Here is a 12160-nt window from a genome sequence, read left to right as displayed (position 1 = left end):
GCCTACGCCTGCCCGTCCATCCTTGTGTCAGCAAAAAGAGAACAACATCAATGAACACCGTGGGATCTGATGGCAACCTTGCACAAGGTTTCAAGCCACGTCATGTAACGATGCTGTCCATCGCGGGCATTATCGGCGCCGGACTCTTCGTCGGCTCGGGTCACGCCATCGCGGCGGCCGGGCCAGCAACCATAGTTTCCTATTTTGTGGCCGGAACCCTGGTGGTACTGGTCATGCGCATGCTCGGCGAAATGGCCGTAGCGCACCCCGACACCGGTTCTTTCTCCACCTATGCCGAACAGGCCATTGGCCGTTGGGCCGGCTATACCATCGGTTGGCTGTACTGGTGGTTCTGGGTACTGGTGATTCCCATCGAAGCCCTGGCCGCTGGGCACGTGCTCAATGCCTGGTTCCCTCAGGTAGACAGCTGGATCTTTGCCCTGGCCTCGGTCCTGTTGCTGGCCGGCACCAACCTGTTCAGCGTGGCCAAGTACGGCGAGTTCGAATTCTGGTTCGCCATCCTCAAGGTCACGGCCATCCTGGGCTTTATCGGCCTGGGTTTCGCAGCGCTGATGGGCTGGTTGCCCAACCGTGAAGTCAGTGGCCTCAGCGGGCTGATCAATGAGCACGGCGGCTTTGCCCCCAAAGGCTGGGCGGCTGTGGTCGGTGCCTTCATCACCGTGATGTTCAGCTTCATTGGTACCGAGGCGGTGACCATCGCGGCGTCCGAGTCCAGCGATCCTTCGCGCAACATCGCCAAGGCCACCCGCTCGGTGATCTGGCGTATCAGCACCTTCTACATCCTGTCGATCTTCGTGATCATCTCGGTAGTGCCGTGGAATGACCCGCAACTGGCAGTAGTGGGTTCGTACCAGCGTGCGCTGGAAATCATGAATATCCCCAACGCTGCATTCATGGTCGACCTGGTGGTGCTGGTGGCAGTCACCAGTTGCATGAACTCCTCCATCTACATCGCCTCGCGCATGATGTACTCGCTGGCCAAGCGCGGTGATGCACCAGCCATGCTGAAAAATACCTCCAGGGTCGGTGTACCACGGGCTGCGGTGTTCGGCAGCACGCTGATCGGTGCCGCCATTGCGGTGCTCAACTACTTCGCACCCAAGGGCGTGTTTGAGTTTCTGCTGGCCAGTTCCGGCGCCATCGCGCTGCTGGTGTACATGGTGATCGCCATCTCCCAACTGCGTATGCGCCGCCGGCTGGAGCGCGAGAACACCGAGCTGAAATTCCGCATGTGGCTGTTCCCGTGGCTGACCTGGGCGGTGATCATCTTCATCGCTGCAGCGCTGGCGGTGATGATGTACACGCCTGAACACCGGGTTGAAGTGAGTTCGACCTTGGGGTTGGCGATCGTGATCTCCTTCCTGGGTATTGTGACCACACGGGGGCAGGCGCAACCTGTTGGCGCGCGTACGGTGGGGTGAGGGTGTGCTTGTAGTCCAGGCACAATGAAAACATGGGGCCGCACAGCGGCCCATCGCCGGGTTCTGTGGGCTGCGCTATCGCAGATAGAACTTCTTTTGCAGGAAAGCCCGCCTCTTGTGAGTTTACCTGCAAAGTAGAAATCGAACGGTATGGCACCGGCTTTGCCGGTGTTCGCGGCTAAAGCCGCTCCCACAGGTCCACGCCGCATCGGAACGTTATATGCAGGGCTATTACCTGGCTGGCCAACGATGGGCTGTAACGTCCTCTAGCGTTTGTTATTAGCGCAACTGATAACAGCGCTGCCACCCTCCGCCCGCAAGCTCAGGTCGTGGCTACCGACTTCTTTCGTGTAGTGGCCTAGATCGTCCTGAGCGATATTCCCCAGCTTGGCGACGGTCTGCAGGCTTTCGCCACTGAACTGGCCCGTGTATTCATTGAAGTCACCCTCGCCGTCACCTGCGTCGTGCACCGACAGCCGTGTGATCGGGCGGCCAAAAACCTCGACAGGCTTGGGGACGGTGTATTCGGCGTCCGACAATTCGGAGGCCTGCACCACAGCCTTACCCTTGGCTGCCGTGACCAGCTCGGCGAACTGGCCGGGTGACACAGCGCGTTTGCAGGTCAGCACCTGGCCTATTTGCGCAATGGCTGCGTCCTGATCAAGGTTCTCAGCGAGTACGGTATTGCTTGCCAGGCTAATGAGCAGTGGCAAGAGCATACGTGCGGTTTTCATGTGTCAGTTCCTTCTGACCGTATTCTCATCGAATAGCAGTTATTAAAAAAACATTTTTAATAGGCGTTGGATGAAATGTACACCCCATAACTGGCTTTTGTACTGCCCCCCTGAGCTGAGCGTTAAAGCGTTGCAGGCTTTTTTTTTCAGCTCGCTGCCCTGGGGGCTACCCACGGCTGGCGTAATGCAATTAAATGCGCCGCAAATACAACTATTTCGGCCGGTAAATGTCATTCACAAAACACCGGTCATCACGTGAAGGCGACGGCTTTCGCTACAGGAGCTCAGGTACATGGCAGCACTGCAAGGCAGTACGTTGGACGCGATCAACAGCAACCAGGAGCAGTTGCTTGAGCAATGGATTGCGAGCCTGGAAGCCAACGGTGCTACGCGCAACCTCAAGGAGCAGGCGCTGAAGCAGGAGACCCGCGAGTTCCTGCAACTGCTCAGCGAAGGCCTGCAGAGTGGTAGCGGCAACAACCTGGCTGGTGCAGGGTGGGATGCCGTACGCCGCTTCCTGGAAAAGCTCTCGTCCACCCGCGCGCAACTGGGCCATGACTCACACCAAACGGTGTATTTCATCTTTGCGCTGAAGGGGCCGTTGTTCGCCCTGTTGCAGGCTCATTACCGGAACGACCCGGCGACCCTGGCCGAGCAGCTGTGGCTGATCTCCGAACTGCTCGACAGCATGGGCATGCACACCATCCGTACCTATCAGGCTTCCCGTGAAACCGTGATCCGTCGCCAGCAGGAAGAACTGCTTGAGCTGTCTACCCCGGTGGTAAAGCTGTGGGATGGCGTACTGGCGCTGCCCCTGATCGGCACACTCGATTCACAGCGCAGCCAGACGGTGATGGAGTCGCTGCTGCAGCGCATCGTCGACACCGGTTCGGAAATTGCCATCATCGACATCACCGGTGTGCCGACCGTCGACACGCTGGTGGCGCAACACCTGCTCAAGACCGTGACCGCCATCCGCCTGATGGGCGCTGACTGCATCATCAGTGGCATCCGCCCGCAAATCGCCCAGACCATCGTGCACCTGGGCCTGGACCTTGGCACCCTGACCACCAAAGCCAACCTGTCCGACGCCCTGAAACTGGCCTTGACCCGTGTGGGCGGCGATCTCGGCCAGCGGGTATAGGCCCATGGAACGTATACCGATCCTGCAGATGGGCGAGTTTCTGCTGGTCACCATCCAGGTAGACATGCACGACCAGCTGGCACTCACGCTGCAAGAAGACCTTACCGAGCGTATCAGCCGTATCTCGGCGCGGGGCGTATTGATCGACATCTCGGCGCTGGACATGGTCGACTCTTTCATCGGGCGCATGATTGCCAGCATCTCCGGGCTCTCGCGCATTCTGGATGCCGAAACCATGGTGGTGGGCATGCAGCCGGCGGTTGCCATCACGCTGGTGGAACTGGGGCTGACCCTACCGGGCGTCAGCACGGCGTTGAACGTAGAGCGCGGCATGCAGGTGCTGCGTCAACGCCTGGAGCGCACATGAACGTGCGCGACAGCGGCAGCCTGCCGGTGCGTATCGAACAGGATGTGGTGCTCGCACGCCAGCTGGCGCGCAAGCTGGCCGGGGAGTGCGGCATGCGCCTGGTCGACCTGACCAAGCTGGTGACTGCTGTCAGCGAACTGGCGCGCAACACCGTGGTGTATGGCGGCGGTGGCGACATGGACTGGCAGATTCTGGACAACTATGGGCGCACCGGCCTGCGTCTGCTGTTCCGCGATGAAGGCCCGGGGATCCCCGACATCAACCTGGCGTTGACCGATGGCTGGACATCCGGGGGCGGCCTGGGCCTTGGCCTGACCGGCGCCAGGCGTTTGGTCGACGAGTTCGAGCTGGACACAGCCCCTGGCCAGGGCACGCGCGTGACGATCACTCGATGGGCTTGAGCATCGCTGCCTATATGACGCGGGTGGTGCCATTGGCCGACCCGAGTGATGTCGGCCATGCCCGTCGCATAGCGCAGAAACTGGGCGAGGACCACGGCTTCGATGAACAGGACGCCGGGCGTGTTGCACTGGTAACCACCGAGCTGTGCAGCAACGTGCTCAAACATGCAGGCCACGGCGAGCTGCACCTGCGGGTATTGCCGCGTGAAGGTGGCCGCTACGGTATCGAAGTGCTCACCGTGGACCGCGCCCAGGGCTTCGACGCCCAGGCGTGCCTGGCCGACGGCTACTCGTCTGCAGGCACCCAAGGTATCGGCATGGGCGCTGTTGCGCGCCTGGCTCAAGTGTTCGATGTGCATGCCGATACACGCGGTGCGGTGGTGCTTGCCCGTCTGTATGGCAAGCACGACGCGGCTGCCGACCAGCGCTGGGGGGCAACCCAGCATGCGCTGCATGGCGACCCGGCCTGTGGCGACACCTGGTACCTGGCCGTCGATGGCCAGCAGGTCAGTGCGCTGGTGATCGACGGCCTGGGCCACGGCCGTGAAGCCGAGGTGGCGGCCCTGACCGGCGCTGCGGTGTTTGCCAGCGCGCCTTTTGCCGAACCGTTGCTACAGCTGCAGGCCCTGCACCAGGCCATGTCCGGTACCCGGGGTGGCGCCGTGGCGGTGGCTCAATACAACGGCGCGTCCAACCGCCTTGCCTTCACGGGTATCGGCAATATCGGTGCATGCTTGGTAGCCGGTACCCAGCAACGCGGCCTGGCGTCGCTGCCGGGGATCGTGGGCGGGCAAGTCAGAAAAACCCAAGTATTCAACTACGCTGATCTGAACGGAAATGTGTTGATCATGTACAGCGACGGCCTGCAGTCCCGTTGGAACCTTCAGGATTACCCTGGCCTGGTGCATCGCCACCCGGCGGTGATCGCGGCTGTGCTGCACCGCGACTTCTGCCGTGGCCGGGATGATGTGACCGTGCTGGTGATCGACCTGGAGGCAGTGCATGTCTGACCCAATTCTGGTCGCCCGGCTGCAGGCCGAAAACGACGCGCTGCGTAGCGAACTGGACGAGACCAACCAGGGCGTGCTGGCCCTGTATGCCGAGCTGGACGTTCAGGCCGAGCAGCTGCGCCAGGCCTCTGACCTGAAAAGCCGCTTCCTGGCCTACATGAGCCATGAGTTCCGCACGCCGCTGGGGTCCATTCTGAGCATTACCGGCTTGCTGACCGACGAGCTGGATGGGCCGCTGTCGGCAGAGCAGCACCGCCAGGTGGCCTTCATCAGCAACGCCACGCGCGAGTTGTCCGACATGGTTGACGACCTGCTGGACCTGGCCAAGATCGAAGCAGGCCGCATCAGCATCTCGCCTGCGTGGTTCGACATGTTCGACCTGTTCTCCGCCCTGCGTGGCATGTTCCGGCCCATTGTCGATGGGTCGGCGGTGGACCTGATATTCGAAGAACCGGTGGGCTTGCCGCAGCTGTATACCGACGACAAGAAACTTGCCCAGATTTTGCGCAACTTCATTTCCAACGCATTGAAATTTACCTCCCGCGGTGAGGTACGGGTTTCAGCGAGCCTGCACGGCGAAGGCAGTGTGTGCTTTTCCGTGACCGATACCGGCATTGGTATCGCGCCGGAGTTGCTGGACACGCTGTTCGAAGACTTCGCCCAGCTCGATTCGCCGCTGCAGAAACGCCTGCGCGGCACCGGCTTGGGCCTGTCGTTGTGCAAACGCTTTGCAATGCTGCTGGGCGGTCAGGTGAGTGTGCACAGTGAGCCGGGCAAAGGCTCGTGCTTCTCTGTGGTTATCCCGCTGGCCCTGGCCCAGGAGAACCTGGATGAGTGCTGATGTGCGCCTGCTGATCGTCGATGACAACGTCGCCACCCGCTACGCACTGCGCAGGCGCCTGGCGGTGCACGGCTACGAGGTACTCGAGGCGGGCACTGGTGCACAAGGGCTGGCGCTGATTCGCGAAGGCCACATCGATGCGCTGATTCTGGATGTGAACCTGCCGGACATGAGCGGCTTCGACATTGTCCGGCTGCTGCGCCAGGATGTGCGCACCGCCTTGTTGCCTGTGATTCATGTGTCTGCGGCGTCCATTCAGAGCGGCGACATCATTACCGGGCTGAATGCGGGTGCCGATGCCTACCTCACCCACCCGGTAGACCCGGACGTGCTGCTGGCCACCTTGCGTACTCTGCTGCGGGTACGCGATGCCGAACGTGCCCTGCGCCAGAGCGAGGCACGCTTTCGCGAGATATTCACCGGCGTGTCGGCGCCTATCGCGGTAATGGACGCCGACCTGAAAGTGCACGAGTGCAACCAGGCGTTCATTCACCTCACCCAGGACAACCACGATCCGGTGCAACTGCGCGAGTGCTTTGCCGACGGGCAGGAGGCGGCCCTGGCCAGCCTGCGTGAACACCTGCTGGCCGGCGAACGCTGGAAAGGCACCTTGAGCATGCAGTTGCACGGCCATGTTCGCGAGACCGAATGGCAGCTGTCGCCCTACCAGGCGCCGGGGCTGTGCCTGGTGTTCGTCGAGGACATCACCGAACACCGCCACCGTGAGCGTTCGCACCTGGCCCAGCTGGACGATGCCGCCAGCCAGCTCGCACGGGAGGTGGCGGTGCGCGAGCGTACCGAGGCGCAATTGCTGCAGCTGCAAAAGATGGACGCCTTGGGCAGCCTTACCGGCGGTATCGCCCACGACTTTAACAACCTGCTGACCGGCATCATCACCAGCCTTGAACTGATCTGCAAACGCGTGGCCGAGAACCGCCCTGAAAAGGTCATCCGCTACGCCGAGGCAGCGCTGAGTTCGGCCACCAGTGCTGCGTCGCTCACCCATCGTCTGCTGGCTTTCGCCCGTCAGCAGCCGCTCGACACGCGGCCAATAGACGTCAACCGCCACGTACGTTCGCTGGAAGAATTGATTACCCGCACGGTCGGCGAGCGCATCACCCTCACGCTCAACCTTTCTAACCAGCCTGCAATTGCCCTGGTTGACCCGGTGCAGCTGGAAAGCGCCGTGCTCAATCTGGTCATCAACGCCCGTGACGCGCTGCCCAAGGGCGGGCATATCTGGGTCGACACCTGTGCCCGCTGGTCCCAGGGCAACCCCAACCTGGTGGACGGCCCCTATGTGGCGGTTAGCGTACGGGACAACGGCACCGGTATCGACGCCGAACTGCTGGAAAAGGTCTTCGACCCGTTCTTCACCACCAAGCCGCTGGGCCAGGGCACCGGCCTGGGGCTGTCGACCATTTACGGCTTCGCCAGGCAATCCGGTGGCCACGTGGTGCTGAGCAGCGTGGTGGGGCAGGGCACCGAGGTCACCTTGATGTTGCCCGCCAGTGCACAGGCGGCCGTGCATGTGCAGCGTGAGGCTGCCCAGGACCAGCCGGGCAGTGGTGAGCATGTGCTGATTGTCGAAGACATGACGGCCGTGCGCCTGTCGGTGGCCGAGGCGCTGGGGGATGCGGGCTACCGTTGCACGCTGGCCGCCAGCATCGAGGAGGCCTTGGCCCATTTGCAGTCCGATGCCCACCTGGACCTGATGCTGACGGATGTCGGCCTGCCCACCCTGAACGGGCGTGAACTGGCAGACCTTGCCCGAGGCTACCGGCCCGAGTTGCCCGTGCTGTTCATGACCGGTTACGCCGATGCCGCGCTGGACCGTCAGGCGTTTCTGGGCGATGGCATGGACATGTTGCTCAAGCCCTTCAAGATGAGCGAGTTGCTGGGCAAGGTGCGGCAGGCGGTCAGCAAGGCGTGACAGCAGGCGGATTAATTTTTTTTGAAAAATAAATGAGGTGTTTTCTCATTCTCGTTCGGCAGGTAGGGAAGGCCGGAATACAGGCCAGCCCGCCGACCCCGTAACGGAGCGAGAAAATGAGTTCTACCCCGGTTTCACCGCGCCATCCCTTGAACCGCGCCTTGAAGGCTGCCCTGCTTGGCATGGTGGTCAGCAGCTACGCATTACCATCGTGGGCTCAACCCGCTGCGGCTGACCAGAACAGCCCCCTCAAACAATGGAGCATCCCTGCCGGCCCACTGGCCCCTGCCCTGGACCGTTTCGCCCGCGAGGCCGGCGTGAGCGTCTCGTTCGATGCCCAGGCCCTTGCCGACCGCAACACCCAGGGCGTGCAGGGTGCGCTGGGTACAGCGGCAGCGTTGTCTTCGCTGTTGCAGGGCACCGACCTGCAGCCGGAGCAGCAGGGCCCCACTGCTTATCGAATCATCCCGCAGGCCCGGCCTGCCGGCCCACTGGAGATCGGCGCGACCGAGGATTATCGCCTGGCGCCTGTCATCATCAACGCCAAGGTCAAAGCCAGCGCCGATGACGATACCAACTCGGTGGTGGCCAAGGAGCTGTGGGTGGGTGGCAAGGTTGCGACCAGTATCCTCAACACGCCGGCGTCCGTCTCGGTGGTGACCCGCAAGGAGATGGAGCAGCGCAGCGTCAGCACCACGGAAGAAGCGCTGCTGTACACACCGGGTGTCATCAGCGATTTCTACGGCTCCGACGACCGCAACGACTACTTCCAGATCCGCGGCTTCCAGGCCACCACGTATCGCGATGGCCTGACGCTGAGCTCCATGCGCGGTGTGCGTGAAGACCCTTATGCCTACGAGCGCATCGAGATCTTGCGTGGTGCGAACTCCACCTTGTTCGGCCCGGCAGACCCCGGGGGCTCGGTGAACTTCGTCACCAAGCAGCCCCGTTTCGAGCAGTTTGGCCAGGGTTATGTCACCTACGGTTCCTATGACCATGCCGAAACCGGCATCGATGTGGGTGATGTGCTCAACGAAGGCGGCACCGTCGCCGGCCGCTTCACGGCCAAGCTGCAGAACAGTGACCGCGAATACGACCATTCGCAGGACGACAGCCGCTTCGTCATGGGCGGGCTGACCTGGGCGCCCACGGACTTCACATCGGCCACCGTGGTGCTGGATTACCTGAAAACCAACAGCTCCCCCAACAGCGGTGGTTACCCGCTGGACAAGCAATACGACCGCAGCAAGTTCTTCGGCGAACCAAGCTACAACTTCCATGACGTCGAGCGCACCAGCCTCAGCGGCAACATCACCCATGACTTCGACAACGGCTTCACTTTGCGCGGCAACCTGCGCTACAGCGAGCTGAGTGACGATTTCGGTTATGCCTATCTCAGCGACAGCGCGTCGCGGGTGGGCACCACCATCCCACGCTATGTATTCGGCACCGACAGCGACGCCGACCAGCTCAACGGCAACCTGATGCTGCAGTACGATGCGCAGTTCGAGCACATCGACAGCAGCAGCCTGGTAGGGGTGGAGTATCTCGATTCCTCCACGAAGCAAAGTTCGATCTACAGCCTGGCCACCCCCATCGATATCGCCAACCCGGTATTCACTGGCGTGCCTCGCAATATCGCCCCTTACAGCCGCAAGAAGCAGGACGTGACCACCAAGGCCGTGTTCCTGCAGCAGAACCTGTCGTTCTACGACCGTGTGATCGCCACAGCGGGCGTGCGCAACGATGCCATGGACGTGTCCAGCACCGAGTACGTGGGCGGTGCCGTCAAGCAAAGTGACAACCTGTCGGAAACCTCGTATCGCGCCGCGCTGACCTATATCGTCAACGACGAGGTGTCCACCTACTTCAGCATGGTGGAGTCGGTCTCACCGCCCCAGGTTGGCGTGACCCCGCAAACCGGCAAGCAGTACGAAGTGGGCGTGAAGTATTCGCCGATTGGCATGGACGCGATGTTCTCCGCTGCGGTATACGACCTGACTCAGGAAAACGTCACCATCGCCGTGGTGCTGCCCAGCGGCATCATCGAGCAGCAAACCGTTGGCGAGTCCCACGCACGTGGCCTGGACCTTGAAGCCAAGGCCCAGGTGACGGCTGATATCAGCGTGATTGGCGCCTATTCGTACATGGACACCGACGTGAAGCGCGGCTCGCTGTACGACGGCACATCACTGAAGGGCAACGCTTTCGCCACGGCGCCGAAGCATTCGGCCTCGCTCTGGACCTACTACGACATCCCGGACACCGACGTGAGTGTCGGGCTGGGTGCGCGATACGTGGGGGCTTACTACATGGACGCGGCCAATACCAAGAAGACCGATGGCACTACGTTGTTCGATGCGGCGCTGAAGTACCGCATCGCCAAGGGCACTGACCTGGCATTGAACGTGAGCAACCTGTTCGATGAGCAGCATGTCGTGGGGTCGGGGACGGCGGACTATTACAACCCGGCGCGTGAGGTTACGGCGCGGGTGAGTTATAGCTGGTAAGCCCTGCGCACGCCGGCGATGCCGGTGATTGAGCGGAGGTTGCCTGGGGCAGCTATCGGGACCAAGGCTTTCAAGCGCCGCAACTGCCCGTTAGCATCAGGCAACCTCCACACTCAGCAGAGCCACCATGAAAACAACAAGAACACTGCTTAGCATCGCCATTGCCTGTGCCTGGCTGTCATTCCCCTCCGCCTACGCCGCTAATACGGCAGACACTCCGTGCAAGACCACTGCCGAATGCGCCGAGCAGGCGCGCAAGATCGGGGCTTTTGTAGAAAAGGCACCCGCGCAGGGGCGCAAGGGCGAAAGCCAGTTCGATTATCTCAACCGCATCAACAAGGCCTCGTTGGTGATGCTCAAAGAGGCTGGCATCGTCACCGCCGAGCAAGCCGCCTCCATAGCCGGTGGCGTGCGTTATGCCATCGAGCAAGGCGAGCAGCCCGATGGCAAGCGCCCTAGCGACGTCCTGCAACTGGAGCAGATCCTCACCGACAAGGTGGGCCCTGAGGCTTCGCTGATTCATTCCGGCCGCAGCCGCCAGGACATGTATGCCACCTACCGCCTGGCCTCACTGCGCACCCACATGCTCGCCTACGGCGATGCCCTGAACGCCACGCGCCAGCGTTTGCTCAAGCTCGCCGCCGAGCACATCGATACCCTGGTGCCGGCTTATACCAACGGCGTGCAAGCCATGCCGATCAGCTATGCCCACTACCTGCTGGCCTACGAGGCATCGTTTGAACGCGATGCGCAGCGCCTGCATGAGTTGTACGCACGGCTGAACCTGAGCCCCTTGGGCACTGCGGTGCTGGCCAACTCCGGTTACCCGATCAACCGTGAGCGGCTGGCAGCGCTGCTGGGCTTTGACGGTGTGCGGGAGAACTCGCTGGACGCCAGCCAGGTGTCCACCTATGACATTCCGTTGGAAGCCTCTGGTCTGGTGTCATCCTCGGCGATTCGTATCGGCGCGTTCATTGGCGATATCCACACCCAGTATCACCAGACCCGGCCGTGGATCTTGCTGGATGAGGCCTCGACCTACACCAGCAGTGCCATGCCGCAAAAGCGCAACCCTGGCCTCCTGATGCGCACCCGGGAGGCGGCGTCCGATGTGGTCGGGCTGGCCAATGCCACCACCGTGCGCGCGCACAATGTCACCACCGGCATGACCGATTACAAGGCCGCGTTCGACGACCTGGGCCTCTTTACCACCAGCGGTGAAATGTTCAAGCGCCTGGACCAGGTGCTGGATGCGCTGAAAATCAATGCAGCCCGGGCTGAAGAGGAGCTGGATGCTGACTGGACCACCTCGATGGAGTTGGCCGACACCCTGGAGCGCAAGCACCATGTGCCGTTCCGCATCGGCCACAGCTTTGCTTCGCTGATCGTCGAGAAGGCCCGTGCTGAAGGCACGCTGCCCAAGAACTTTGCCTACGCGGACGCGCAGGCGCTGTATACCCAGGCGGCGGACAAACACCAGTGGAAGGACAACATATTGCCCCTGAGCGAAGCGGATTTCCGCGCCAGCCTGTCGCCCCGCGCGATGGTGCAAAGCCGTAAAGGCACCGGCGGCCCGCAGCCGGAGGAAGTGCGGCGTATGCTGGCTGAAGCCAGGCAGCGCTTGCAGGACGACCAGGCGTGGATGCAGCAGCGGCGGCAGAAACTGGCGGATGCCGGGCAGGTGCTTGATAAGGCGTTTGAGGGGTTGATGGATAAAAGCGACCGATAGCACTGTGAGCGTTTGGTCATAGATAGCCGGGGGCGCTTCGCACCCCATC

At 61.9% G+C, this 12160-nt stretch carries 10 protein-coding genes; 9 read left to right on the top strand and 1 reads right to left on the bottom strand.

What is annotated here, in order from left to right:
- The first annotated feature begins 50 nt into the window (after positions 1-50).
- Positions 51-1442 carry an amino acid permease gene (locus tag IAE38_RS13285; RefSeq protein WP_201163642.1) on the top strand — a complete coding sequence of 464 codons (1392 nt, stop codon included), beginning with the start codon at positions 51-53 and terminating at the stop codon, positions 1440-1442.
- A gap of 266 nt (positions 1443-1708) precedes the next feature.
- On the opposite strand, the gene IAE38_RS13280 is transcribed toward IAE38_RS13285, so the two are convergent.
- Positions 1709-2176: a hypothetical protein gene (locus IAE38_RS13280; RefSeq protein ID WP_201217930.1), complete on the bottom strand. Its 468-nt coding sequence runs from the start codon at positions 2174-2176 to the stop codon at positions 1709-1711.
- Positions 2177-2468: 292 nt separating this feature from the next.
- Between IAE38_RS13280 and IAE38_RS13275 the strand changes: the two genes are divergently transcribed.
- From IAE38_RS13275 to IAE38_RS13240, 8 genes are all read left to right on the top strand, one after another.
- Entirely contained in the window at positions 2469-3320 is an 852-nt protein-coding gene (locus IAE38_RS13275) for an STAS domain-containing protein (protein ID WP_201217929.1), read from the top strand.
- Positions 3321-3324: 4 nt separating this feature from the next.
- Entirely contained in the window at positions 3325-3687 is a 363-nt protein-coding gene (locus IAE38_RS13270; RefSeq protein ID WP_028632663.1) for an STAS domain-containing protein, read from the top strand.
- Entirely contained in the window at positions 3684-4088 is a 405-nt protein-coding gene (locus tag IAE38_RS13265; RefSeq protein ID WP_028632662.1) for an anti-sigma regulatory factor, read from the top strand. The genes IAE38_RS13270 and IAE38_RS13265 overlap by 4 nt, the downstream gene beginning before the upstream one ends.
- Positions 4079-5098: an ATP-binding protein gene (locus tag IAE38_RS13260; RefSeq protein WP_201217927.1), complete on the top strand. Its 1020-nt coding sequence runs from the start codon at positions 4079-4081 to the stop codon at positions 5096-5098. Before IAE38_RS13265 ends, IAE38_RS13260 begins: the two co-directional genes overlap by 10 nt.
- Positions 5091-5939 (top strand): sensor histidine kinase, encoded by an 849-nt coding sequence (locus IAE38_RS13255; RefSeq protein ID WP_201217926.1) that lies wholly within the window; start codon positions 5091-5093, stop codon positions 5937-5939. The genes IAE38_RS13260 and IAE38_RS13255 overlap by 8 nt, the downstream gene beginning before the upstream one ends.
- Positions 5929-7872: a response regulator gene (locus IAE38_RS13250; RefSeq protein ID WP_201217924.1), complete on the top strand. Its 1944-nt coding sequence runs from the start codon at positions 5929-5931 to the stop codon at positions 7870-7872. The genes IAE38_RS13255 and IAE38_RS13250 overlap by 11 nt, the downstream gene beginning before the upstream one ends.
- 116 nt (positions 7873-7988) lie before the next feature.
- On the top strand, positions 7989-10382 hold the full coding sequence (locus tag IAE38_RS13245; RefSeq protein WP_201217922.1) for a TonB-dependent siderophore receptor: 2394 nt from the start codon (positions 7989-7991) through the stop codon (positions 10380-10382).
- A 127-nt stretch (positions 10383-10509) separates the two neighbouring features.
- The gene (locus IAE38_RS13240; RefSeq protein ID WP_201217921.1) at positions 10510-12111 is read left to right on the top strand and encodes an argininosuccinate lyase; all 1602 of its coding nucleotides are present in this window, start codon (positions 10510-10512) and stop codon (positions 12109-12111) included.
- The last annotated feature ends 49 nt before the right edge of the window (positions 12112-12160 follow it).

The sequence above is a fragment of the Pseudomonas sp. S32 genome, from assembly GCF_016648095.1.
Taxonomy (GTDB): domain Bacteria; phylum Pseudomonadota; class Gammaproteobacteria; order Pseudomonadales; family Pseudomonadaceae; genus Aquipseudomonas; species Aquipseudomonas parafulva.
The sequence above is the reverse complement of the archived record's forward strand: the minus strand, read 5'-3'. Positions and strand labels throughout refer to the sequence as shown.

Excerpts from the sequence above, each read along its gene's own strand:
- IAE38_RS13285 (WP_201163642.1), top strand. The coding sequence starts at position 51 with ATGAACACCGTGGGATCTGATGGCAACCTTGCACAAGGTTTCAAGCCA.
- IAE38_RS13280 (WP_201217930.1), bottom strand. The coding sequence starts at position 2,176 with ATGAAAACCGCACGTATGCTCTTGCCACTGCTCATTAGCCTGGCAAGC.
- IAE38_RS13275 (WP_201217929.1), top strand. The coding sequence starts at position 2,469 with ATGGCAGCACTGCAAGGCAGTACGTTGGACGCGATCAACAGCAACCAG.
- IAE38_RS13270 (WP_028632663.1), top strand. The coding sequence starts at position 3,325 with ATGGAACGTATACCGATCCTGCAGATGGGCGAGTTTCTGCTGGTCACC.
- IAE38_RS13265 (WP_028632662.1), top strand. The coding sequence starts at position 3,684 with ATGAACGTGCGCGACAGCGGCAGCCTGCCGGTGCGTATCGAACAGGAT.
- IAE38_RS13260 (WP_201217927.1), top strand. The coding sequence starts at position 4,079 with ATGGGCTTGAGCATCGCTGCCTATATGACGCGGGTGGTGCCATTGGCC.
- IAE38_RS13255 (WP_201217926.1), top strand. The coding sequence starts at position 5,091 with ATGTCTGACCCAATTCTGGTCGCCCGGCTGCAGGCCGAAAACGACGCG.
- IAE38_RS13250 (WP_201217924.1), top strand. The coding sequence starts at position 5,929 with ATGAGTGCTGATGTGCGCCTGCTGATCGTCGATGACAACGTCGCCACC.
- IAE38_RS13245 (WP_201217922.1), top strand. The coding sequence starts at position 7,989 with ATGAGTTCTACCCCGGTTTCACCGCGCCATCCCTTGAACCGCGCCTTG.
- IAE38_RS13240 (WP_201217921.1), top strand. The coding sequence starts at position 10,510 with ATGAAAACAACAAGAACACTGCTTAGCATCGCCATTGCCTGTGCCTGG.